Origin of the sequence: Nonlabens tegetincola (assembly GCF_002954355.1) — a bacterium.
In the GTDB taxonomy this organism is placed as follows: domain Bacteria; phylum Bacteroidota; class Bacteroidia; order Flavobacteriales; family Flavobacteriaceae; genus Nonlabens; species Nonlabens tegetincola.
The window spans coordinates 407,340-430,819 of sequence record NZ_MQVV01000017.1; the positions used below are offsets into that span (position 1 = coordinate 407,340).

Annotated in this window: 23 protein-coding genes; 13 read left to right on the forward strand and 10 right to left on the reverse strand. The window is 34.2% G+C overall.

Features of this window, described 5'->3' with window-relative positions; all coding sequences use genetic code 11:
• Positions 1-80 precede the first annotated feature (80 nt).
• From BST93_RS13515 to BST93_RS13525, 3 genes are read right to left on the reverse strand one after another with little or no spacing between them, the layout of a single operon-like run.
• Positions 81-1,169, reverse strand: coding sequence for a glycosyltransferase family 2 protein (locus BST93_RS13515; RefSeq protein ID WP_105019576.1), 1,089 nt, complete (start codon positions 1,167-1,169; stop codon positions 81-83).
• Positions 1,170-1,787: a recombination mediator RecR gene (gene recR, locus BST93_RS13520; RefSeq protein ID WP_042277419.1), complete on the reverse strand. Its 618-nt coding sequence runs from the start codon at positions 1,785-1,787 to the stop codon at positions 1,170-1,172.
• Positions 1,788-1,790: 3 nt separating this feature from the next.
• Positions 1,791-2,330, reverse strand: a complete 540-nt coding sequence (locus BST93_RS13525; RefSeq protein WP_060523979.1) for a DUF1599 domain-containing protein — start codon at positions 2,328-2,330, stop codon at positions 1,791-1,793.
• A gap of 54 nt (positions 2,331-2,384) precedes the next feature.
• Between BST93_RS13525 and folP the strand changes: the two genes are divergently transcribed.
• Genes folP through BST93_RS13545 form a run of 4 tightly spaced genes read left to right on the forward strand, consistent with a single transcriptional unit; the run spans position 2,385 to position 5,608 of the window.
• Positions 2,385-3,215, forward strand: coding sequence for a dihydropteroate synthase (gene folP, locus BST93_RS13530; RefSeq protein ID WP_105019577.1), 831 nt, complete (start codon positions 2,385-2,387; stop codon positions 3,213-3,215).
• An 18-nt stretch (positions 3,216-3,233) separates the two neighbouring features.
• Positions 3,234-4,010 carry a diadenylate cyclase CdaA gene (cdaA, locus tag BST93_RS13535; RefSeq protein WP_060523974.1) on the forward strand — a complete coding sequence of 259 codons (777 nt, stop codon included), beginning with the start codon at positions 3,234-3,236 and terminating at the stop codon, positions 4,008-4,010.
• Between the two features lie 3 nt (positions 4,011-4,013).
• Positions 4,014-4,796: a DUF3667 domain-containing protein gene (locus BST93_RS13540; protein WP_105019578.1), complete on the forward strand. Its 783-nt coding sequence runs from the start codon at positions 4,014-4,016 to the stop codon at positions 4,794-4,796.
• The gene (locus BST93_RS13545) at positions 4,796-5,608 is read left to right on the forward strand and encodes a DUF3667 domain-containing protein (RefSeq protein ID WP_042277411.1); all 813 of its coding nucleotides are present in this window, start codon (positions 4,796-4,798) and stop codon (positions 5,606-5,608) included. Before BST93_RS13540 ends, BST93_RS13545 begins: the two co-directional genes overlap by 1 nt.
• On the opposite strand, the gene BST93_RS13550 is transcribed toward BST93_RS13545, so the two are convergent.
• Together BST93_RS13550 and truA are read right to left on the reverse strand one after the other, a co-directional pair.
• Complete coding sequence (locus tag BST93_RS13550) at positions 5,605-7,380, reverse strand: ABC transporter ATP-binding protein (protein WP_105019579.1); 1,776 nt, start codon at positions 7,378-7,380, stop codon at positions 5,605-5,607. The two genes, BST93_RS13545 and BST93_RS13550, sit on opposite strands and share 4 nt — an antisense overlap.
• 101 nt (positions 7,381-7,481) lie before the next feature.
• The gene (truA, locus tag BST93_RS13555; protein WP_105019580.1) at positions 7,482-8,243 is read right to left on the reverse strand and encodes a tRNA pseudouridine(38-40) synthase TruA; all 762 of its coding nucleotides are present in this window, start codon (positions 8,241-8,243) and stop codon (positions 7,482-7,484) included.
• An 82-nt stretch (positions 8,244-8,325) separates the two neighbouring features.
• Here truA and BST93_RS13560 point away from each other — a divergent pair, with 82 nt between their 5' ends.
• Entirely contained in the window at positions 8,326-8,814 is a 489-nt protein-coding gene (locus BST93_RS13560; RefSeq protein ID WP_105019581.1) for a metallophosphoesterase family protein, read from the forward strand.
• A gap of 129 nt (positions 8,815-8,943) precedes the next feature.
• On the opposite strand, the gene BST93_RS13565 is transcribed toward BST93_RS13560, so the two are convergent.
• Positions 8,944-9,354: a DUF4293 domain-containing protein gene (locus BST93_RS13565; protein WP_042277404.1), complete on the reverse strand. Its 411-nt coding sequence runs from the start codon at positions 9,352-9,354 to the stop codon at positions 8,944-8,946.
• A 182-nt stretch (positions 9,355-9,536) separates the two neighbouring features.
• Between BST93_RS13565 and rho the strand changes: the two genes are divergently transcribed.
• The 4 genes from rho to BST93_RS14235 all read left to right on the forward strand — a co-directional run bounded on the left by rho (position 9,537) and on the right by BST93_RS14235 (position 13,239).
• Positions 9,537-11,264 (forward strand): transcription termination factor Rho, encoded by a 1,728-nt coding sequence (gene rho, locus BST93_RS13570; protein WP_105019582.1) that lies wholly within the window; start codon positions 9,537-9,539, stop codon positions 11,262-11,264.
• 305 nt (positions 11,265-11,569) lie between these two features.
• Positions 11,570-12,289 (forward strand): hypothetical protein, encoded by a 720-nt coding sequence (locus BST93_RS13575; RefSeq protein WP_060523963.1) that lies wholly within the window; start codon positions 11,570-11,572, stop codon positions 12,287-12,289.
• A gap of 138 nt (positions 12,290-12,427) precedes the next feature.
• Positions 12,428-13,003, forward strand: a complete 576-nt coding sequence (locus BST93_RS13580) for a hypothetical protein (protein ID WP_105019583.1) — start codon at positions 12,428-12,430, stop codon at positions 13,001-13,003.
• A gap of 83 nt (positions 13,004-13,086) precedes the next feature.
• Positions 13,087-13,239 carry a hypothetical protein gene (locus tag BST93_RS14235; RefSeq protein ID WP_167342478.1) on the forward strand — a complete coding sequence of 51 codons (153 nt, stop codon included), beginning with the start codon at positions 13,087-13,089 and terminating at the stop codon, positions 13,237-13,239.
• A 32-nt stretch (positions 13,240-13,271) separates the two neighbouring features.
• Here BST93_RS14235 and BST93_RS13585 read toward each other — a convergent pair whose 3' ends face one another.
• Genes BST93_RS13585 through BST93_RS13595 form a run of 3 tightly spaced genes read right to left on the reverse strand, consistent with a single transcriptional unit; the run spans position 13,272 to position 17,034 of the window.
• Positions 13,272-14,531, reverse strand: a complete 1,260-nt coding sequence (locus BST93_RS13585; RefSeq protein ID WP_146105033.1) for a hypothetical protein — start codon at positions 14,529-14,531, stop codon at positions 13,272-13,274.
• A gap of 6 nt (positions 14,532-14,537) precedes the next feature.
• Positions 14,538-15,752, reverse strand: a complete 1,215-nt coding sequence (locus tag BST93_RS13590) for a hypothetical protein (RefSeq protein ID WP_105019585.1) — start codon at positions 15,750-15,752, stop codon at positions 14,538-14,540.
• A 10-nt stretch (positions 15,753-15,762) separates the two neighbouring features.
• Positions 15,763-17,034 (reverse strand): OmpA family protein, encoded by a 1,272-nt coding sequence (locus tag BST93_RS13595; RefSeq protein WP_181072647.1) that lies wholly within the window; start codon positions 17,032-17,034, stop codon positions 15,763-15,765.
• Positions 17,035-17,170: 136 nt separating this feature from the next.
• Here BST93_RS13595 and BST93_RS13600 point away from each other — a divergent pair, with 136 nt between their 5' ends.
• Genes BST93_RS13600 through BST93_RS13615 form a run of 4 tightly spaced genes read left to right on the forward strand, consistent with a single transcriptional unit; the run spans position 17,171 to position 23,130 of the window.
• Positions 17,171-17,725: an RNA polymerase sigma factor gene (locus tag BST93_RS13600; protein WP_105019587.1), complete on the forward strand. Its 555-nt coding sequence runs from the start codon at positions 17,171-17,173 to the stop codon at positions 17,723-17,725.
• Positions 17,718-18,446 (forward strand): tetratricopeptide repeat protein, encoded by a 729-nt coding sequence (locus BST93_RS13605; RefSeq protein WP_105019588.1) that lies wholly within the window; start codon positions 17,718-17,720, stop codon positions 18,444-18,446. The genes BST93_RS13600 and BST93_RS13605 overlap by 8 nt, the downstream gene beginning before the upstream one ends.
• Positions 18,447-18,465: 19 nt before the next feature.
• Positions 18,466-21,477, forward strand: a complete 3,012-nt coding sequence (locus tag BST93_RS13610; RefSeq protein ID WP_105019589.1) for a CHAT domain-containing protein — start codon at positions 18,466-18,468, stop codon at positions 21,475-21,477.
• A 39-nt stretch (positions 21,478-21,516) separates the two neighbouring features.
• Positions 21,517-23,130 (forward strand): T9SS type A sorting domain-containing protein, encoded by a 1,614-nt coding sequence (locus tag BST93_RS13615; protein ID WP_105019590.1) that lies wholly within the window; start codon positions 21,517-21,519, stop codon positions 23,128-23,130.
• 69 nt (positions 23,131-23,199) lie between these two features.
• Here BST93_RS13615 and rpsT read toward each other — a convergent pair whose 3' ends face one another.
• On the reverse strand, positions 23,200-23,451 hold the full coding sequence (gene rpsT / locus BST93_RS13620) for a 30S ribosomal protein S20 (RefSeq protein ID WP_042277382.1): 252 nt from the start codon (positions 23,449-23,451) through the stop codon (positions 23,200-23,202).
• Positions 23,452-23,480 lie beyond the last annotated feature (29 nt).

Consider the following 23,480-nt stretch of genomic DNA (forward strand, 5'->3'; position numbering starts at 1 on the left):
TAGAGCGTTTAGTGTATTCACAACAAATTAAGAATTCGATAAGTATCAATTACGATATTCTCAATAAATCAAGATTAATTTTAAAATATTTCTATTTTTCCTTGACTGTTTTTGTCGTCACTTCCTACCGCTGTACTCCTATCCAAACTTAAAAATCTATACAAGAATGACCTAGGGTTATCTTTCATGTAGCGAAGGACATCTTCTATCAACAAGGAATTAATGTCCCAATATAACGCAGTATTGCTACAAGAAGTCGCAGGCAATGTATCCATAGAACACACCTCATCAAAACTAGACAACCCTTTATTAACCTGATTTGTCACCAGAATCTTTTTCTTAATTTTTGGATTAGGCTGAGTATTTTTTATAGGCTTAATGGATAAAACTTTTACTGCTATTTTAACAACCAGCTTTTCAAGTAAATTGCGTTTGAAATATTTGTCGTAAAACAATTCCATCGCGCCGTAAAAGCGCTTTAGGTATTTTTTATCCTTTACAGTACTCTCACCTTTAAAATGAACAACGAGAGCGTCACCTAAATAATAATTTTGCAAATTATTGGTTAATGCGGTGTATGACAGATCTATATCCTCGCCATACATAAAATATCGTTCATCAAATCCTCCTAAATCTTGGTAAACTTTCTTCCTACAAAACATAAAGGCTCCTACCAGGATCTCAACAGGACCTCTTGAATCTTTATCAATATCATTGAAATAATACTTGTCGTCGTGGCCTAAAAATTTTGCTCTTGCAACTTTTGGAGTAGGTAAATGCCTTTTGCTTTCTGGTAAAAAGGTGCCTGATCCATCAATGAGTTGAGTCCCTACAACTCCTAAATTTGAGTTCGCTTTCGCGAAAGCGAGACAATTCAAAAACACATTTTCACCAACTATGGTATCGGGATTGAGAATACATAAGTAAGTACCACGAGCTTGTTTAACGGCTAGATTATTTCCTTTGGAAAAACCATAGTTTGAGCCAAAAGGTAATAAGGTTACCTGCGGATATTTTTCTCTAACCAGTTGAACACTATCGTCAGTAGAACAGTTATCAGCGACTATAATCTCACTAGAAATTTTTTGTGTAGCTCTTATGACACTATCCAAACATAAGCGTAAGAACGGTGCTGCATTATAATTGAGAATTACTACACTTAATTCCATCTAGCTTTTCATAGAGTTTTCATAGGGCACTCGATGCAATATACTGCGACCTAGGGTAACCTCATCGGCAAATTCTAACTCGTCTCCTACTGCGATACCACGTGCAATGGTTGATGTATTCACATCTAGATCTGACAGTTGTTTGTAGATATAAAAATTAGTAGTATCTCCTTCAATAGTAGGACTAAGCGCAAAAATAAGCTCCTGAATTCCTTCTTCTTTTACACGGTTAATCAAGCTAGGAATATTAAGATCTTGCGGTCCTACACCATCCATGGGGCTTATTTTACCACCTAAAACATGATATAAACCTTTATACTGACTAGTGTTTTCTATGGCCATTACGTCGCGTATATCTTCTACCACGCAAACTAAGTTTTGATCACGATTATGACTAATACAAATTTCACAAAGGTCGTTGTCACTTACATTGTGACACTTTTTACAAAATTTGAGGTCGTTGCGCATACTCAATAAGGATTGAGCGAGCGCATCGGTCTGTTGTTCTGGCTGTCGCATTAAGTGCAGGACTAAACGTAGTGCTGTTCTCTTACCTATTCCAGGTAATTGAGACACTTGGTTAACAGCCTCTTCTAATATTTTTGATGAGAAATTCATGTATTATGAGTCTCCTAAATGTATCATAGCAAACACAGAATAATTGATCATATCTTGATAATTAGCATCCAGACCTTCAGAAACAAGGGTTTTACCTTTATTATCCTCAATTTGCTTTACTCGTAACAGTTTTTGCAGTATGAGGTCGGTAAGCGAGCTTACTCTCATATCACGCCATGCCTCACCATAATCGTGATTTTTGTCCATCATTAATTGTTTAGTAATTGAAGCATGATGATCGTAAAGCTCTAGTGCCTGTTCCAGATTTAAGTCTGGTTGATCCACTACACCTTTGTCTAATTGCACGAGCGCCATTAATGAATAATTGATAATTCCAATAAACTCACTTTCTTGACCTTCGTCAATTTTTGATTCGGTTAATGTTTGCAAGCCTCTTATACGTTGCGCTTTGATAAAAATTTGATCAGTAAGCGATGGAAGCCTGAGAATGCGCCACGCAGCTCCATAATCTTTCATTTTATTAGAAAACAACTCGCGACATTGTGCGATAACGGCATCGTATTGCTTACTTGTATCTGACATAAAGGTTTAAATTTGGTGTAAATTTAGTTTCAATTTTTCACATAACCCTATTTCATGTCGACTATCAATTGTGCTGGCACACTAATCAATCTTTCAAAAGCTCATACCATGGGTATTGTAAACGTTACTCCAGACTCGTTTTATGATGGTGGTAAGCTCAAGTCTGATAAAGATGTACTCACCCAAGTGGAACGTATGCTCGATGAAGGAGCCACTTTCATTGATATAGGTGGTTACAGTTCTAGACCTGATGGGACTGATATTAGTGAGCAAGAAGAGATTAGAAGAGTTGTTCCTGTCATCGAACTTGTTGCAAAAAGCTTTAATATTAAAGGGTTGAGTTGTGACAGCTTTCGCGGAAGCGTGATTAAAAAGGCCCTACAACACGGCGCAAACCTAGTCAATGATATAAGCGCAGGACTTATTGATCAATCCATACTACCCGTGGTAGCAGAAGCACAAGTACCTTATATTATGATGCACATGCGCGGCACTCCACAAACTATGAAAACTCTTACTGAATATGATGACCTCATTCATGAGATAAATTATTATTTTTCTGATAGAATCGCTGCAGCACGCGCGCTAGGAATCAATGATATAGTAATTGACGCTGGATTTGGTTTTGCTAAAACTAGAGAGCAAAATTTCACTTTGCTTAAAAACATGAGTTTATTGCAAGCGCACCAAGTTCCTATTCTAGCAGGAGTTTCAAGAAAATCAATGATATATAAAACATTGGATACAACCTCGGACAAAGCGTTAAATGGAACTACTGCCCTACACATGATTTGTTTACAACAAGGTGCTAAAATTTTGAGAGTACATGATGTGGCGCCTGCCATGGAATGCATTAAACTATTTGAAGAACTGCAAGAAAATTAATTTCTATTTTTACAACTTATGGGCCTACCTGATTTTAGAATTGTAGATTTAATTGATATTGTATTATTTGCCTTTTTGGTTTACTACATATACCGGTTAGTTAAAGGAACTGCTGCAATCAATATTTTCATCGGGATCATTATCTTTTTGGTGATTTATCAAATCACGGTTACTCTTGAAATGAAGCTTTTAGGGTTAACACTAGGTGCCTTTGTAGGTGCTGGTTTTATTGCCCTAGTTGTAGTTTTTCAACAAGAAATCAGGCGTTTCTTATTGATGATAGGAACAACAAACTTCACTAGTAGAAAAAAGTTGCTACGCCAATTGAAGTTTTTTAGAGAAGATTCGACAGCACAACATCATGTTGTAGATGAAATTGTAAGCGCCTGTTTTACATTAAGTAAAACCAAAACAGGCGCGCTTATCGCTATTAAACGGGACGTTTCTATGGATTTTGCAAAAAACACAGGAGACAATATGGACATTCTTGTCAATGCTCCAATACTACGTAGTATCTTTTATAAAAACAGTCCCTTACATGATGGCGCCGTGATTGTAGAGGATAATAAAATCACTGCCACTAGAGCCATTTTACCGGTAAGCAATAGTAAACAAATACCAAGTAGATTTGGCCTTAGACATAGAGCAGCTCTAGGTATTACTGAAAGGACAAATGCTATAGCGGTTATTGTAAGTGAAGAAACAGGCCAAGTATCTCTAGCTCATGAAGAAGAATTAGAAACGTTTCAAGACGAGAATAAACTCGCTGAAAAAATGAAGACTTTATTATCCTAATTTATGGAACGCAGCTGTAGAAATTGCAATCAAATGCTATATCATGGACATGATTACTGTCCAAAATGTGGCTCAAAATGGATTACAAAACGGCTTACCATAAATACGATTACCAGAGAATTTTTTGATCGATACCTGGGTACTGACAATGTATTAATATCAACTTTCAAAGCTCTTATACTTCAACCAGAAATTGTAATTGACAACTACATAAGAGGTCAACGTAAAAGATTTGTAAATCCCATAAATTGGTACTTAATAAGTCTTACACTCATCGGTCTTCAAATGTTTATTCTTAAGAACTTTTTCCCTGAATTATTAAACCTAGTCGATATAAGTGAAACGAACAAACTCGAGTTATTCAACTATTTCTATGACTATTTGGGTGCGTTAACTTCTTTATTCTTGCCTTTATACGCGTTTACTGGCTGGCTTGTATTTCTTGATATACGTAAGTATAATTTTGTAGAACATCTTATATTATTTGTATATGCTTTTGGGCTACTCAATATGGTTACTGTAATTTTTACACCTTTAATGATTGTACTTGATATTAGCTATGGAGCAACATCCATCCCAATATCTCTTATTAGCGTCATTCAAATAGGCTGGTATTACAAAAGAATTTTCAAATTAAGTTTAGGACAAACGGTACTCAAAGCTATTCTATCGAGTATCATCTTTAGTACACTTCAAATAATATTTATCATTATTACAGCGGTTTTTGTTCTAGGCGGCATCTATTTGATCAATCCAGAATACTTAAAAGCATTTAAAACAAATTAATGGAACGAGTTTGTAAAAATTGTAACCACATCTTCTACGAGAAGCACAACTATTGCTCTAATTGTGGTTCAAAATGGATTGAAAACAGAATCACGATGCGCAATGTAGCAGCTGATTTTGGCGATATGTATTTAGGGATAGACACAAAATTTGTGAGAACTTTTTTAGATATGTTTACCAAACCTCGTGATGTCATCAATGGATACATTAAGGGACGTCGCATGAATTATGTAGACGCTATCAGGTATTTATTTATAAGCTTGTTTTTCACTGGAATTACGGTATTTGTAATGAAACATACCGAAATAGAATTTTTAAATACGAGCGATTTAATTGATATGTACAAAAGAATGGGCATTCCTGAAAAAGACGCGATAACTCAGGCAAATGCTTTTTCTCAATCTACCGAGTTTACTCAAAACTACATGTCTATAATAGTCTTGTTATCAATACCTATATATGCTCTTTGGGGTAGAATAACATTTTGGGGAAAGAAGAAATACAATTATACCGAACAGCTGGTCATTCAAATGTATTCCTATAGTCAATATGCTATTGCTACTACACCTATTGCTATAGCTATTTTAGTGCTTGCACCAGATTATTATGGAGTATACACAATATTTACCTTGCTCACGCTCTTTTTGTACAACGTTTATGTGTATCAACAACTTTTTAAACTAGATCTGGCCCAAACGGTAATGAGAAGTTTACTATTCTTTGTAGTAGCTATAGTTTCTTATATAGGTCTTATTATACTTGTTGTTCTAGCGATGATTATAGGAATGATTGTATTTAAATTCCTGATTTAGGCTACTTCTTGCTGTAAAAATTGAACCTCGTATAAATTGCGGTAATAGCCATTTTCTTTTTGCAGCAATTCTTTATGTGAACCTATCTCGACTATTTCACCAGCATCCATTACAATTATTTTATCTGCTTTTTTAATAGTAGCCAATCGGTGCGCAATTACTATGGACGTGCGTCCTTTGGTAATAATGTCTGTGGCATCTTGAATTAATTGTTCACTATAAGCATCAACAGAACTTGTAGCTTCGTCTAGAACTAAAATACTAGGCTTACTCACGTAGGCTCTCAAAAAGGCGATTAATTGACGTTGACCAGAACTTAACATAACGCCACGCTCCTTTACATTGTACTGATAACCATTAGGCAAAGACATAATAAAGTCATGAACTCCAATTTTTTTAGCAGCTTCAATTACGTCTTCTTCTGTGATGGATGGATCTTGCAGTGTAATATTGTTAAAAATAGTATCGGCAAAGAGAAAAACGTCTTGTAAAACAACTGCAATTTGTGACCGCAATGAGTGTAGTTGGTACGCTTTCGCGGAAGCGGAATCAATCTTAATCACACCACTGTTAATTTCATAAAATCTCGATAACAAATTGATGATTGTGGATTTACCAGCACCTGTCGCTCCTACTATAGCTACTGTCTCGCCTGGATTAACTGTGAATGACAAATTCTTTATAACTGGTTCATTTTCTACATAACCGAAATTCACATTCTCAAATTCAATAGCACCTTTAAGATTTTCTGCCAGCATGGTACCTTCGTCTTCAATCTTAGAATCGGTATCAATTATGGTAAACACACGATTTGCTGCCACCATTCCCATTTGTAAGGTATTGAATTTATCGGCTATCTGCCTCAAAGGTCTAAATAGTTTTTGAGATAAATCTATGAACATAACAATGGTACCTATTTCTACTAAAAGAGAACCTTGGTCCAAATTAACCACAAATCCTATGTAAACGATAAGAGCAATAGTAATACTTGAGGCCATTTCGGCAATTGGGAAAAAGATAGAGTTGTACCATACGGTGCGTACCCATGCGTTGCGATGCTTGTTATTGATTTCCTTAAAACGTTCGTATTCTATTTTTTCGCGATTGAAGATTTGAACAATTTTCATACCGGTCACCCTTTCTTGAACAAAACTATTAAGATTACTAACCTGAGTACGCACCTCTTCAAACGCCTTTTTCATAGCTTTTTGAAATACTCGTGTGGCATACAAAATAAAGGGCATCACTATTAATGCCACTAGGGTTAATCGCCAACTATAAAAGAACATAAAACCTAAGACAACAACCATCTTAAGTAGATCGGATATCATCACAAATAAACCTTGTGAAAATATACTTGCAATGGTTTCAATATCACTTACTGCACGTGTTACTAATTTTCCAACTGCACTAGTATCAAAATATTTCATTTTGAAACCCATCATGTGGTCAAAAAGCTTCAAACGTAAATCTCTAATAACCTGCTGGCCCAACCAGTTTGCATAAAATATAAAACTGAGCTGCAACAACACCTCTATCATTAAAGCACCTATCATCATTGCGAGCACAGTGGTAAAACCTTCATACTCCTTTGGAACTATGTGCTCGTCGATAGCCACCTTGAACAAATAAGGCATAGCGATTGAAACTGCTGCAAGTAAAATTGCGCTCAAGGCTACAAAGTAATACGTAAAACGATAAGGTTTTGTATAGGCTAGTATGCGTTTAAATAAACGCAGGCTAAATGCATTTCCTGTTGTTTTATCTGCCATATGATTATAGCTTCTTTAAAGCTTCAAATTTTATTTTTTAAAAGTAAGACAATAACCCTTTTAAGCGCTGATTATTCTATCGATTTTAACGATATCACAATTTAATCTTCTATTTTGAAAATATGATCAGGATAATGAACCCTGCTCAGGTAAAGTCCTTGGGCTGGTGCACTAGGACCTGCCATGCATCTGTTTTTCGATTTAAGAACCTCGTGCAAATATTCAACCGACATTTTATCATATCCTATTTCCAATAAGGTTCCTACAATAGCTCTTACCATATTTCTCAAAAATCGGTTAGCTTTAATATGAAAAATGACATGGTATTTTTGATGCTCAAATGATACATTCATTAAATCACACAAATACGTGTGTACGTCACTGTTTGACCTAGAGAAGCATTCAAAATCGTTATACTCTAGTAACAATTGAGCTGCTTTATCCATTTTATTAAAATCAGGCAATCTATATAAAATGTGTGAGTTGTGATTGAAAAAAGGATCTGGTCTTAAGTGAAAATGATACTCATAACTGCGTGCAGTAGCATCAAACCTTGCATGAGCTGTTTCATTCACATTAACAACAGTAAAGACCGATATATCATCTGGTAACCATCTATTTAGTTTATAAACGATATTATCCAATTTGTTAGGATCATCTAGTTCAAAATGCGCAAACATTTGTTTTGCATGAACACCAGCATCAGTTCTACCAGCACCTACAAGTGATATAGACTCACGTAACAGCAGCTGCATACCTTCTTCCAGTTTTTCTTGAACGGTAATAGCATCTGGCTGTCGTTGCCAGCCGTGATAATTTGTTCCATTATAGGCAAATTCTATAAAAAATCGATTCGATTTCATACTGCAAAGATAAGCGGCTGTTTGAGGAAAACAGGTAACTATTGACTGCTTTACTCCTTACTTTTGCGATAAAGTAAATTTCATGAAAATCCTATTACTTTCTGACACACACAGCCATATCGATGATTTCATACTAAAATATGCGCTCGAGGCAGATGAAATATGGCACGCAGGAGACATTGGTGATTTAACGGTGACCGATCAGTTGTCTCAAATAAAACCACTTAAGGCTGTGTATGGTAATATTGACGATGACAAAGCGCGATTACAATTTCCAGAACACTTACGGTTTAATTGCGGTGGTATGGACGTATGGATTACTCATATAGGTGGATATCCAGGTCGTTACAATATGCGAGTAAAAGAGCAGATATATCATAATCCACCAGATATTTTTATCTGTGGTCACAGTCATATTCTTAAAGTTATGATGGACAAAAAGATCAATTGCCTGCACATGAATCCTGGCGCTGTAGGTATTCATGGGTTTCATAAAAAACGAACAATGTTACGATTTGAAATTAATGCTGGTAAGATTAGTAATCTTGAGGTTATTGAGAAGGACAGGTAAATCGTTCTAGATGAATCGTGATTTTTCTATTACGCTTTCGCGAAAGCGAGCTTTAAACTATTATAAAACAAAAAACCTGCAAGGTGGCGCCTCGCAGGTTTTTTCACTAATATCACTAAGATAAAATCGTTATCGCAATCGGTCCGCTGATTTTACGAGTTGTTCATCCTTCCGTATGGCCTTGTTTGCCAAGGCAAGTAAAACGATAGATAATACAGGAAGGAACATCCCAAGGCCTTTCTCAGAAACCGCCGTTCCTCCAGACCAAGTTAGGGCTCGATATACAAAAACTCCTAGCAAAATAAGATTAATCAGTATATTGAGTCTATTGATAACAAATTGTAACTGCCTATTTTTAAATAGGAAGATTGCAAATATAGATAAAACAGCACTTACCATAAAAGTACCAAAGTAAACCGAATCATCTACACCTAGAAATTCATTACTATCGCCATTAAGATAAGCATCTACTACCCAAACTAATACACCAGAAACTAGTGCTGCCAGTATTAAGTAAATAGATTGTATACGTTGTATCATTACATATTTTCTATTGAGCAAAAATAAAACTTAGCCGTTAAAAACAGTAGTTAATATCATTTTTTTAAGTATACTTGCAATGTATTAGGTGTTAAACTACTGTTTTCTAGACCACCTAGACACGTCAATTTTTTCTGATAAAATTGATTTAGTTCCCTTATAATCTTATCATTTAACAAATAATGTTTCAAATAGCTGATTTAAAATCAAAGAAATTACCTGAATTACAGGAAATTGCCAAGGATTTAAACGTACCTAAGTATAGATCCCTGCGCAAGTTGGATTTAGTTTACAAAATTCTAGATGTTCAAGCAGAAAACCCTAAAGTTCTAGAAAACCTAGACCTAGACAACAAAAGTGAAGATTCACCTAAAAAGGAGTCTAAACCAGATCCAAAAAAGGAATCAAGGACTGCGCCTACTAAAAATATCGAACAAAAGAAAGAACGTAGACCAAGAAAAAACAACAATGTAAAGTCAGCAGAAAAGGATAAGGAATCTAACACTTCTTCTAATAAAAGTCAGCCTTCTAAAAAAGAGAATAATACAGAAGAAACAAAAACCAACGATTCTAATAAGAATAATAAAAAGTCTAATGACAATCGTAACGAGAATCGTAATGAGAATCGTAATGAGAATCGTAATGAGAATCGTAATGAGAATCGTAACGATAATGACACTAGAAATAAGAACAACAATCGCAATAAGAACAATAACCGAAACAACAACAGCGGTAACAATGTTCCTAAAGGAAATAAAGATAACCGTAATCGCTATCGAGATCCAGATTTTGAGTTTGATGGAATCATCGAGAGTGAAGGTGTTCTTGACATGATGCCTGATGGTTATGGATTTTTAAGAAGCAGTGATTACAACTACTTATCTAGCCCAGATGATATTTATGTTTCTCAATCACAGATAAGATTATTTGGATTAAAAACAGGTGACACAGTACTAGGTATGGTACGACCACCTAAAGAAGGTGAAAAATATTTTCCTTTAATTAAGATTTCTCAAATCAATGGATTAGATCCGAAGGTTGTTAGAGATAGAGTATCTTTTGAACACCTCACTCCATTATTTCCAGATGAGAAATTCAATATAGCCGAGAGACAATCCAGTATTTCAACTAGAGTAATGGATTTATTTGCCCCAATAGGAAAAGGGCAACGTGGTATGATTGTGGCGCAACCTAAAACGGGTAAAACAATGCTACTTAAAGATATAGCAAATGCTATAGCAGCCAATCATCCTGAAGTATATCAACTTATATTACTTATAGACGAACGTCCTGAGGAAGTAACAGACATGCAACGCAATGTAAGCGGTGAAGTAATTGCTTCAACTTTTGATAAAGAGGCGCATGATCACGTAAGGGTAGCTAACATTGTTCTAGAAAAAGCAAAAAGAATGGTTGAATGCGGTCATGATGTTGTTATCCTATTAGATTCTATTACCAGGCTAGCACGAGCTTACAACACTGTTCAACCTGCCAGCGGTAAAGTACTTTCTGGTGGTGTGGACGCTAATGCTTTACACAAACCTAAAAGGTTCTTTGGAGCTGCTCGTAATATAGAAGGTGGTGGATCATTATCCATCATAGCAACGGCATTGACAGAAACTGGTTCAAAAATGGACGAGGTTATCTTTGAAGAATTTAAAGGAACCGGTAACATGGAACTACAATTAGATAGAAATATTTCCAATCGTAGAATATTCCCTGCCATTGATTTAACCTCATCGTCTACACGTAGAGACGACTTACTTCTTGATGAAAGCGTATCACAACGTATGTGGATTATGAGAAAATACCTAGCTGATATGAATCCGGTTGAGGCTATGGAGTTTATATCACAACGAATTAAACAGACAAGAAACAATGAAGAGTTTCTAATTAGTATGAATGATTAAACATTCTTCCCTATTAAATAAAGCCTCAATTCACATTGAGGCTTTATTTTTGCACTTCATCTTGATTTAATCACTTTGGTCGATTGGTCAATACCCACATTTAATCAAATGTGAAACATTTTAAAAAAACGCTCTTCAAAAGCGTCACTTCCCTGACAAATAAGAACTTTTAAAGAGTAAAAAAATCACCTCTTTATCAAAACATTCAGTTTAACGTGTTTAAAAGAGTCCTAATCGAAAAATCATAAATTAAGACTTGTTAAGTATTTTGTAATTGTACTTTTGGACCACAAATTACAATCGTGATGAAAAAATTATACTATTTATTTGCTATCGTTTTACTAGCTGCTTCTTGTTCACAAGTTGAAGATGCAAACGCTCTAGAAGGTCAAAATGATCAAATAGAAATTGCAAAATTAAGCGAGCAAGAATTTATAGATCATGTTGAAAATATTGCTCTTGCAGACAATTTAATCTCACAACACATTAATCCTGAACAATCAGTTTCTCCTGTTCCTTATGAAGCGATGACTACACAAGTGGAAGAAGGGAAGTTTGGAATCATTGGTGGTTCTAACTCTGGAGCTTGTTTTGTAGGAGAAGCTCTTAAAGTTTCCAATTCAAAAAGATACGGTGAATTCACTGTAAATATGGACTCTAATAAAACATATCTTGAATTAGAGTTGAATGATGGATGGTACTTACACTCAATCTATATGAATGTAGATTCTACTTGTGATGCCTTACCTAGAGACAGTAACAACTTAATCAACCCATGTTTCTATGGAATCCGTAACTGTTTTAGAGCTTATACAGAAAGTGTAAAGTATAGATTCAACAATAACCATTTCGGCGATTGTTACTGTACATCAGTTTACGCTGTAATCTACAGTGTAAATGAGCACGGTTGTATAGATCAAACTCACGGAATATGGGTAGACGGTGCTGAAGTTCAAGATCAGTTCAACATTCGTACTAACACACACTGTATGTCTGACTGTGGTAATGGAAACCCAGACAACTAAAAGATACAACAACAAACCAATAATTAAAGACGCCTAATTAGGCGTCTTTTTTATTTAGAATAATATTAAAAATAGTTCGTTGTAATACTGCGTATTTTTGCAAAATCTTTAAAACAAAACTTTTAAGTATCCCTAAACATGAAATTCTATTTCTTTTTACTAATACTATTTATTACACACACATCCATCCTAGCACAGGATTCCATCGCGACCCATGAAAAATTGAATAATAAGTTCAATGAAGTTATAGAATCCTCTAACAGATATCAAGAATATAGAGTCATTGAAATTGATAAGATTAACAAGCTTAAAAAAGAAGTCACAACAACTGTAGAAGATCAAGATATTGAAATTAACAGCTTGAATAAGCGTATCGAAGATCAAGTAAGCCAGATACAAGAGTTGAACGATCAAATGGAAGCTAGTAAAATTGACATTGCCGCCCTGGAAAAAGGACAAGATAGTATGGAATTGCTAGGTATTCAACTAGAGAAAAGTATGTATAATATTATTCTATGGTCAATAATTGGGATTTTAACCTTATTACTGATAAGCTTTATCTATAAATTCAAAAACAGCAACACTTTAACATCCACTGCTCAAGAACAATTGGCTCAAATAGAAGAAGAATATGAGAATTACCGCAGAAATGCGCTTGAAAAAGAGCAAAGGCTTAATAGACAATTATTAGATGCAAAAAAAGCTAACAAATAATTAAACAAGATGTAATCCTTTGTTAAACCAGTTGTTATACTCTTATTAATTCATAAACTTCTTTATCTTTAAAAGAAAAGATTATGAATACAGAAGGAAAAACGCCGGAAAAAACGAGCAAAAAAGAACAAGCCATTAATCTAGAAGAAACGCATGGCAAAAAAATTAATCATCAGGTTAAGGACAAGAAAGAATACACACAACCTAGAGATAATTTAAACGCTAACAAAGAATAAAAAAAAATCCCGCACTAGCGGGATTTTTCTTTTTATATAAGCTCAATAGTGTAATAGTATCCAAAATGAATTTTCTTCTTCTTGGGCTCTTTTATATCACCATATACATTTAGTATACGCTTACCATTTTTCACTTCAATTTTAAAGTGATCAGGACTATCTGGAATTCTGAATCTACCATTACTACCACGAGCATAATTGCTTTCACTAGTTTTACCTGTTAACAAATCAATAACCGCTTTCATATCAATATTTCTTTTTGATCTAAAATCACTGCGTTTGAGAGCTCTAAGACTTTCTATAAATACAAACTCATTTGCCATAGATATTTTGGGTAATTGTTTTTCATAAACGTTGTAAACAAAGTAACCGCTCGTATTAAATAATTGTCCTTCTGGATAGTTATTGATATCATTACTACTGTACCATTGACGCCAGTTAATACTTTTTAAGATCCAAGAATCCTTTCCTGTATTCTCTCTTTTTTCATAATCTTGTAGATTACTTCCCATCTTTAATTGATTTCTAAAACCTAAAAAACCACGTTCTCGTTTTCTTAAATTGTCTGAATTCCAACATTTAAAACCATTTAGGGTGATTTTAATCTTATACTCCTTTCCTAGATTTGTTCCTGTTCTTACATCAGAATTTGGTAACTGTGTACGGTTACCATTCCAACTTCCATATTCCAAATTATCGTATTTACCTTTGAATGAACTGTTAGAAAAAATAAAGGAACATGGCCTGATTTTACCTGATTCTTTATTTTTAAACTGACCTTTAAAAATTCGGGTCGATGGATTTTTCTTACCCCAAATCATTCCTCCCTTATCTCCATAATGAGCGACCATAAATCCAGACTTACTATCAATAAAGTCTAGCGTACCGAATTTAGTTTTCCATTTTCCTTTATGGTAATTTTGTTGCGCATCGCTTACTTTTTTCCCGTTCCAATCTCCTTGTACTACACCTGTACTCCATTTCCAGGTGCCTTTAAAACCTAACACAGTTTTTTCTAAGTATGCATAGCCTAAGGTTCCATTGTTATCAAAAACAACGTTTAGCTTTCTTCCGCTTTTTCTGATAGACCTTATAGTTCCTCGATCACTATATGTGCCTACCACGTAATCACCTCTTTGCAATAGGATAATTTGACCAAAATTAGTCTCATAGGTTCCTGTCCAGTTGAGAACCGTAGTAGGTTCCATGTTTGATGTTGTATTTGATTCTGCTTTCGCGAAAGCGATACCAAAAAGTAATATCGCAATTGCAATTAATCTTGAAGTTTTCATATTGATTTAATTAAGTTGAATTGTATAGAAGTACGCCCATTTATCATTATTGCCGTATTTAATGAAGGCATAACCGCGCACCTTGCGTTTACCGTTAGATTCTGAGAGCCAAAAAGTGTGATCTGAATTTGAGATCTTCTTACGACCATCGGGAGCATTTTGAAAGCTATTAGAATTTCTTTTGTAGGTTAAATAATCCAATATATCCTTCATAGGTATTGAATGAGCCACTAAACGATCTGAAGCATTACTAATGCTACGTAGTCTTTTATGCGTGAAGTTTAAGTTGAGAATTGGATTTTTGTAATATCCTTTACCACCATTATAATAATTAACAAGATTGCTATATTGTTGATCAACCTGTTTTTCTTTATTTTCTTTATAGGTAATATTAGATTGATCTTTATATAATGTGTGTGTCCAATGCCTTCCTTTTTCATCAAATAAAGAGGCGCTTATTGTGACCTTACCCCTTTCCTCACCATGCATTAAACCGCGATTTTTATAATTCTTAATGGTTTGTAGTGTAATATTTACAGTCTGACCGTTCTCACTTCCTCGTATATTAGTATGCTGCCTGCCTTTAGAAGTGATAGTTCCATATAGGCCATAATCCCAATCCATCACAATATCAAAAGGACCGCTGGTCTTTATTGTGTCTTCTGAATTTGAAATATAGGCGTAGAACTTCATTTGAGATCCACCACTAAAACCACCGTGAACAAAGTACTCCTGACCATCCTTATATAAGAAACCAGCAACTTTACCTTCAGGATTATGAATGAGGTCTAGTGTGCCGAAATCTGTTTTAAAGGTGTTCCACATGTGTAATCCTTTAAGTTTTGAACTGGTTTTAAAAGTTCCATCCCATTTACCATCCCATTTATTTCTACCTGTGGTTGTTTTCCATTTCCAATCTCCTTTCCAAGCTTGATTAGATTGTGGAGTGAAAGAAACTTGTCCAATTTTTTTACCATTTGAAAAGCTACCTGTGTAGACTCTTCCTCGACCTGAAATGGTAAAATTGGATAGTAACAGATGACCTACTCCTTTGTAAAGGCCTACCGTTTTCTTATTTGATCTTGAGTTTAAAATGTGAATATCTCCATGATCTGATGTGTAAACTCCATCCTTAATTTTAGCATTAATTACTTCATTTCCAGCCATAGCTAGGGCTGTGACAACCATAAATACGGCTGCCGTTATTACTGTTTTTTTCATGATTGATTGATTAAATTTTTCTTATTTCTACGCGACGATTTATTGCTTTGGCCGTCGCTGTTGTTTCATTTGTAAGTGGTTGCGCATCACCAACTCCATCTATTGACAAGATATCTGGCGTGATATTAAAATCATTAATGAGGACATTATAAACTGATTCTGCACGCTTTCGCGAAAGCGTGATGTTATCATCATATTGCCCATCACTGTCAGTGTGACCTATAATTTGATATGAATTCTCAGGATTATTCTCAATCTCTCGAGCAATTGCCTTGATAGTAGCGTAGGATTCTGGGTTTAAGCTTGCGCTTCCTGACTGGAATGTTATTCCATGAGCTTGATAAGAGTCGTTATGAAACAAACTTGTAGGAATTTCAACCTGTCCAGCATATTTAATATTACTGATATAAAAATGTTGATTTGCCGGTGAAACATTACTAGCAAATCGGATTGTTTGATACAGCACATCCGGTTGTACCGCTTGGGTCATATCAATTACTTTTTCACTATTGATATACATTTTTATACGAGTATCCTTTTTTACAATTGAAACGTGGTGCTTTTGATAAGGTTGTGCAGTTTTATTTGATAATACCGCATGAGGTTGTTTTGTAGACGCGTCTGTAGATCTACTTGTTGTCTTTTTATATAGTATCGCTCCTTTACCACCACCGCCAGAACCTGCACCTATACGCAAATAGGTGTAAAAATTACCTTTATAAGGTTTTGACAAATAACTATATGGATCTTCAAGATCACTAAGTATGACATCAAAGTGTCGCTTAAATGCATATTCGTCCATTTTAAAATCATAAACAAAGTCAAATTCCAGTGTAAAATCGGATTGTAAATTATTGGCGATCTCACTTATAACGATAGTCCTTGATCCTGCCCCAATTTTTAGCCATTTTTCATTGAATTCCTCGAGCTTTACTACTTCAGTTCCTGCGTTTGTATGCCAGCTAGTGGGAAAATCTCCAATAAGCACATTGGAAAAATCTTCAAAGTAGAGAAGATTCTCTCCTGGTGTAAAATCAAATTTTGAATATGTTTTAAAAGTAGATTGATTGTCATAATAAATTGAGTCTTTAAACTCAACCATTTCTGATTCTTCTTTCACTATAGGTGAAGCATCATTAACACTATCATTGCCAAATAAAAGGTCGTCTACTCCTTTATCTATTTTATTTTCGATTTTCTTTTCAGTCTGCTGGACTTTTTGATCAATTTTCTTCTTTAATTTTTTAAAGAATTGGGCTTGACCATTAAAGGCTGTTAACATAAATAAGCACGTTAACAGGGTAAAAAGGTTTTTCATGATTAGAGTTTTTAATTGATTTACTCCTTAATGAAGAGCAGGAATAAAAGGTTAACAAGAACTAAAAATTTGTAACTTTAATTCCTCTAACCAACGGATAATGAATCATCAACAAGAAGAGACCATTTACCTTCTAAAATCTGGAGATCGATCCTATTATGAAAAAATCTATTTGCATTACAAGCAAGATTTTAAAGGATACGCTCTTAAACGAGGTATTCCACTACATGATGTTGATCAATTATATCAAGACAGTTTTGTTCAACTGTATCAAAATGTCGCTACCGGTAAATTAACTACACTTACTAGTAGCTTAAAGACCTATTTATTTGGAATAGGTAATTATAAGATGATGGAATACTATAAATCTAAAGGTACTTATGTTAACCTTGATACTGATAATGACATTAAACAAGAAAACCCCATGATGTTCTTTGAAGAACAATCATTGACTGAAAATCAAAATAAATTATACACCGCATTAAACAATATAGGCACTAGATGCAGAAATATTCTTGAGTTATTTTATTTACAAGGTTTGAGTATTAAAGAAATACTAGCAACCGAGAATTATAGTAGTGAAAATACAGTCAAAGCACAAAAAAGTAGGTGTTTAAAACAACTTAAAGAATTAGCAAACAAAGCAGATGGATAAAGAACAGCTCATACAATTAATTATACATAATAAGGCTAACGATTATCAGAAAAATGAATTTGAAAAACTCATTAATACTGACCTAGAGTTCAAAAAATCCTATCAAGACGCAATTGATATGCGTGCTGCATTAATTAAATCAAAATCTGCAGAATTGAGGAATTTGTTTGACAAACTCGAAAGTACACATAGAGATAAAAAGCAATTTTCTAGAAAATTATCTATAAAAACAATCATTCCTTTTGTTGCGGCGGCTAGCATCTTGCTTTTCATATTGTTATGGAATAGTTCTCCTTCAAATGACGAAATTTATAATCAATATTACACTCCTTATCGCAATGTAATAGTAAATATAGAAAGAGGCGAAACAATAGGAGATGATCAAGTGAGTCGAGCTTTTTACAATTATGAAAGTAAAAATTATGCAGCGGCATATAAACAATTTGATAGCATATACAATCAAGATAATCAAAGCTTCTATTTGTTTTATCAAGCTAATGCAGCGCTGGGAAATGAAGATTATTATTCAGCAATTGAGCTATATAAAAAACATCAAAAATTACAAGATGACTTCTACGCAAGATCACGTTGGTACCTAGCCCTTTCTTACGTAAAAATTGGTGAGAAGGAAAAAGCAATCTTGGTACTTGATAAAATAATTGATAATCAAAGCTATAACTACAAAAAGGCTCAATCTCTATTACAAACTTTAAAAGAATAAATCCTTAATTTTTTAGGCTATGAGAACCAACCAAACAAGCAGAATCATCTCTTACCTTTTGACATCTAGTCTTATGCTTTTCTTATTGGCTTGTAAAAAAACTGAAGACAGAAGCTTTAACAAACAGATAAACACTCACGTTGAGAATATTTTTGAAACCGATAAAGTTAATGACTCGTTGAGCAAAAAGTTCTATCAACAAGTTCAGGATAGTATAGCTGTTAATAATATTAATCCATCACTCATTTCACTTTTAGACAGCACAACCTTTTATTATGACAAGGTAAAGATTAAAGACTTAAATTATTTAAATGAAATTTATAAACTTAATTACTCATTTAGATATTACCAAAATGATGTGGAAAATGCGGTACTGAAAATAAAGCAGTTCTTAAAGATTTATAATTCTTTAGAGTATAAAGATTATAAAATAGAATTACCAGCAATTGATTACTTGGTAAATGGATTGCTTAGAACTAGTGACTGTAGTGTTGCGATTGATGATTACATAAAGCCCACCGTAAGAAAAATTGACTCTTTAATCAAAATAGAATCTACCCCAGATAATCTTGAATTTTTAGAAACAGCAAAATTATCTCTTTATCAAAACCATCTTTCCTGTACACAAGTAATGGATAACGGATTTGAAAAAATTAAAGTCCTCAAGGAAATTGAACCCCTTTTAACCCCAAAATACAAAGGAAACGATTATCTGTTTCAAATTCTAGATTTAATCAATAATGTATCAGACACTTATCATTCATTAGGTGATTACGATAAGTTTCAACTTTATCTACACATGTATGAAAACCTACCTGCAGAAAGAGATGCAATAGATAAACAAATCCTCATGGACAGGTACATGATGCATGCAACAAACGTAAAATCTGATTCCCTATTCTTTAAATATTATGATGAATCCAGTCGTATTTATCAAACTTCTAGAAATGAATATCCTGAATTTTCTGATGAATACATTACTATTGCTCACTGGCAACGGATAGCTTATGAGCGTAAAGCAAGATACCTTTTAAAACATGTTGACTCATCCGATAAGGAAATAGCAACTCTATTGCATAAAGCTATTAAACTAGTTAGTAATTTTCAAAATGATAATTACATCAACCCTATTAATGCGTATAAAAACCTTGTCGAGTACCATCTTGCAAACGAAAGAATAGATAGTGCTGTATTTTATTTGAATAAGCATTTAGAAAAATCAAAAACCCTTGAAGACAGTTACCACATAAGAGATAACTTTTTTCTAAACACTTTGGTTAAAATACAATCAAGAAATAAAGATTCAATTATCAGAAGTCTAAATGATTACTATGAACATCTAGGCATTTCAAATATCAATTCGTTTATCAATAAACCTGAATTACTTAAAGAAACCTCTTTAAGCGAATCATCTGTAAAAAGGTTTATCAAGCTTGCCCATTCTCTTCATAGAACAGCGACTAACAATCAGGACGACGTATTACTACGTAAAAGTAAAGAGCTATTTCTATTAAGTACTGGATTAATAAATCAGATGAATTTAATCGTAAATAATAATAGTAATTATGTAATACAAATTGACAAAATCAATAACGCTCTGGTTCAAATCGATGATAAACTATCTCAATTAAATGCCTTAAATGAAGACGATATTTTTAGAACCGTAATAGCTTTAGAACAAAACCATTCCGTTGAAATAAAGTTAAAGTCACGGTTGTATAAGAATGTAAAAAATGATTCCGTTCTCCTCAGTTGGCTTTCGCAAAAGTACTCTCTCGAAAAAAGGATACAGAAAATCTCTCAAGAACAACCTAAGGACTCTATAAGTCAATTTAGTTACCCAACACTGGTTAATGATCTTAATAACGTTAATCAAAACATAGAAGATAACTATCCTTACCTATCTACTAACAAGCAAGGTCAAATTACCATTTCATCTCTTAAAAGTTTGGCAAGCCAGCAAACCTCTCATGTATACTATAATGGTGACGATGGCCTTTATTTATATTCTGTAAGTCAAAATCCTTATACCATTAGACTACTTAACAACGAGGAGTTTAATAATATAAATCATAGGACCATCCTGTCAATCGCTAATAAAGAGCCGTTACTACCCACAATTAATATTGGTAACAAGCAATTTACTAACGTCACAATTACACGATATGGCGCTACTCAAAACCTACCGCTCCATTACTTAGTCTCAAATTATGCTGGTAAAAATATAAGCTATTCATTGCAACTTCAAAGTCACCAATTTGATGGCGATCAAAGACCATCATCTTCGCTCATTATTACACCATCTTACACAAATATAAGCAACAGTCTAGCAGCTGTTATTGAACGATCTGGCTCTTATTCATTACCCTTTGCACGTGACGAAGCAACCTATATTTCTAAATTATTTGACGGTACTCTTTTTATTGATGAAGATGCTACTAAAGAGAAATATATTGAGAACGCACCCAACCACAATGTTCACCATCTCGCTATGCATGCTGTAATTGACGAAGAAAATGATTACGATGCAAGGTTATTATTTCAGGGTGAAAAAGATGAGGATTTTCTAAACCTAGAAGAAATTTACAAATTACATTTAAATGCAGATTTAGTGACATTAAGCGCCTGTAATACTGCTTATGGTAAAATAGATCCTATTGAAGGTGCAATGAGTCTTTCTCGAGCATTTCAATATGCAGGTGCAAGAGCAACCATAACTAGTTTGTGGCGTGTTCCTGATAGAGAGACATCGATTATTATGAAGAGCTTCTATTCTCATCTTAAAAAAGGTCAACCCAAAGATGTTGCACTTAGACTAGCTCAGGAAGAATATGTATCTAATCAAGTCGAAGAAGAATTTAAACATCCCTATTATTGGGCTGGTTTCATACTTACCGGAGACACTAATCCTATAATTTATTCAGATTCACCGTTGGAAAACCTATGGTATGTGATTCCTTTCATACTATTATTGATAGTTCTCTATATCACGCTTTCGCGAAAGCGAAAAAAAACAATAATCCCTTGTTAACCTATTTCATAGAGATGCCATTAATGGTAAACTAATCTCATGAAAACATTTTACATTTTACTATTTACCACCTTCATTTGTCAAGCTCAATTCTATGGTCCCGATGATTTTAGAATAAGTGATGCTGGAGGATTTGGAAACACTACACCAAGTGTTGACTTTCCAGATATAGCCTACAATTCAAACAACCACACTTACCTTGCTGTATGGGAAAGCGCCGATACAGATTTCAATGGAGTTGTAGCAAATAACAGTCAAATAATTGGACGATTTATTGATTTAAACGGAAATGTATTGGGGAATGATATCCTCATATCATCTTTAAATCTAGGACAAGCTCCATTGGAGAATCGTTTCCCTCGAGTAGCTTTTAATTCCTCAAACAATACTTTTCTTGTGGTTTACCAAGGACAACTAAACGCCAATAAAAGTGAAATTTATGGTGTGGTATTAGATCAAAATGGTTCTATAATATCGAGTGATTATAGAATAACAAATTCCGGCTCTAGTGGAAATTCTTCAATCGATGCACGTACACCAGCTCTTGTATATAACTCCTTGTTAAATGAATATTTTATGACTTATATAATGGTAAGTCAAGCAACAAGTACTGCTAATGGGTCTTTGGAACTTTATGGTCAAAGACTTAATCAAAATGGCTTACAAACAGGCACAAGTTTTCCTATAACCAACTCTGCCAACGGTATACAAACCAACGGATCAATACCCGATGTGATCTTCAATCCCAATGCAAGAGAATATGCTGTTACCTATGTTGCATCACCTATTAATAATCAAGAAGAGGCTTTTGTTACCATTGTTAGTGAAAATGGTAATCTAGTAAACCAATATCGATTAAGTAATAGAGGAAGTATAAACAGCAACAGTTTTGGTAATAAATGGGTAAGAGCTGCATACAGCACGACAGACAATCGGTACATCTTTGTTTATGAAGCTGATAATTCTCGAGCAGGAGAAATAGATGTATTTGGAGTTATCTACGATGATTCCATGAATATTCTAGTCCCTGAATTTGAAATTAGTCAAGTAGGTGCCCAGTCCACTAGACATTTTGCTGCAGCTGCAGATGTTGATTGGAACCCGAACGACAATACATTTTATGTCGTTTTCAACGCAAATCCTTTTTTCTCAAACAGGTTCGAAAGAGAAATATTCATGAGAACCGTAACTACTACAGGAGTGACAGGAAATTCATTGTTGCGTGTATCTGCAGCACCAGTTAATGCTGATGGAAGTGCATTTTTACCCAGAATAGTTAGTAACGGTCAAGCGGCACTTTTAATTGTGTACAAAGCAGAGGATACTTCAAGTGGAAGTATGATGGTAAATCAAGAATATGAAGTTTATGGACAACTATATGGTAGTAGTACCCTTAGCTTAGATCCAAATCAACAATCTCAAATTGAGTTTTACCCTAACCCATCCAAAGACTTTATATTTATTGAAGGAAATGGTGATGTAGAAAAATCGGTTACTATTTCTAGTCTATCTGGAACACAATTACTGCAGCATCATGAAATAAATCAAAACCTCACCAAAATTGACATTTCAAACTTGGCTACTGGTGTATATTTCCTAACGGTTACGTCTAATAATGACATCATTACTTGGAAGTTTATTAAATCGCAGTAGCTTAGACAAACTATATAAATAAAAAAGCTCGCTTGAAGCGAGCTTTTGATTTTTTTAACTAGATACTAATTAAAGTGCATTAACGTGCTTTGCAAGTTTAGACTTTAAATTACCAGCTTTATTAGAATGAATAATATTCTTTTTTGCTAATTTATCAATCATAGATGATACCTCAACATATAATTTTTCAGCAGCTCCTTTATCAGAAGTCTCACGTAATTTTTTGATAGCATTACGAGTTGTTTTGTGCTGGTGCTTATTTCTAAGTCTAGCTGTCTCGTTTCTTCTAATTCTTTTTAAAGCACTTTTGTGATTTGCCATAATCTTTGTAAAAATCGTCTATCTAAAGA

Excerpts from the sequence above, each read along its gene's own strand:
- BST93_RS13515 (WP_105019576.1), bottom strand. The coding sequence starts at position 1,169 with ATGGAATTAAGTGTAGTAATTCTCAATTATAATGCAGCACCGTTCTTA.
- recR (WP_042277419.1), bottom strand. The coding sequence starts at position 1,787 with ATGAATTTCTCATCAAAAATATTAGAAGAGGCTGTTAACCAAGTGTCT.
- BST93_RS13525 (WP_060523979.1), bottom strand. The coding sequence starts at position 2,330 with ATGTCAGATACAAGTAAGCAATACGATGCCGTTATCGCACAATGTCGC.
- folP (WP_105019577.1), top strand. The coding sequence starts at position 2,385 with ATGTCGACTATCAATTGTGCTGGCACACTAATCAATCTTTCAAAAGCT.
- cdaA (WP_060523974.1), top strand. The coding sequence starts at position 3,234 with ATGGGCCTACCTGATTTTAGAATTGTAGATTTAATTGATATTGTATTA.
- BST93_RS13540 (WP_105019578.1), top strand. The coding sequence starts at position 4,014 with ATGGAACGCAGCTGTAGAAATTGCAATCAAATGCTATATCATGGACAT.
- BST93_RS13545 (WP_042277411.1), top strand. The coding sequence starts at position 4,796 with ATGGAACGAGTTTGTAAAAATTGTAACCACATCTTCTACGAGAAGCAC.
- BST93_RS13550 (WP_105019579.1), bottom strand. The coding sequence starts at position 7,380 with ATGGCAGATAAAACAACAGGAAATGCATTTAGCCTGCGTTTATTTAAA.
- truA (WP_105019580.1), bottom strand. The coding sequence starts at position 8,243 with ATGAAATCGAATCGATTTTTTATAGAATTTGCCTATAATGGAACAAAT.
- BST93_RS13560 (WP_105019581.1), top strand. The coding sequence starts at position 8,326 with ATGAAAATCCTATTACTTTCTGACACACACAGCCATATCGATGATTTC.
- BST93_RS13565 (WP_042277404.1), bottom strand. The coding sequence starts at position 9,354 with ATGATACAACGTATACAATCTATTTACTTAATACTGGCAGCACTAGTT.
- rho (WP_105019582.1), top strand. The coding sequence starts at position 9,537 with ATGTTTCAAATAGCTGATTTAAAATCAAAGAAATTACCTGAATTACAG.
- BST93_RS13575 (WP_060523963.1), top strand. The coding sequence starts at position 11,570 with ATGAAAAAATTATACTATTTATTTGCTATCGTTTTACTAGCTGCTTCT.
- BST93_RS13580 (WP_105019583.1), top strand. The coding sequence starts at position 12,428 with ATGAAATTCTATTTCTTTTTACTAATACTATTTATTACACACACATCC.
- BST93_RS14235 (WP_167342478.1), top strand. The coding sequence starts at position 13,087 with ATGAATACAGAAGGAAAAACGCCGGAAAAAACGAGCAAAAAAGAACAA.
- BST93_RS13585 (WP_146105033.1), bottom strand. The coding sequence starts at position 14,531 with ATGAAAACTTCAAGATTAATTGCAATTGCGATATTACTTTTTGGTATC.
- BST93_RS13590 (WP_105019585.1), bottom strand. The coding sequence starts at position 15,752 with ATGAAAAAAACAGTAATAACGGCAGCCGTATTTATGGTTGTCACAGCC.
- BST93_RS13595 (WP_181072647.1), bottom strand. The coding sequence starts at position 17,034 with ATGTTAACAGCCTTTAATGGTCAAGCCCAATTCTTTAAAAAATTAAAG.
- BST93_RS13600 (WP_105019587.1), top strand. The coding sequence starts at position 17,171 with ATGAATCATCAACAAGAAGAGACCATTTACCTTCTAAAATCTGGAGAT.
- BST93_RS13605 (WP_105019588.1), top strand. The coding sequence starts at position 17,718 with ATGGATAAAGAACAGCTCATACAATTAATTATACATAATAAGGCTAAC.
- BST93_RS13610 (WP_105019589.1), top strand. The coding sequence starts at position 18,466 with ATGAGAACCAACCAAACAAGCAGAATCATCTCTTACCTTTTGACATCT.
- BST93_RS13615 (WP_105019590.1), top strand. The coding sequence starts at position 21,517 with ATGAAAACATTTTACATTTTACTATTTACCACCTTCATTTGTCAAGCT.
- rpsT (WP_042277382.1), bottom strand. The coding sequence starts at position 23,451 with ATGGCAAATCACAAAAGTGCTTTAAAAAGAATTAGAAGAAACGAGACA.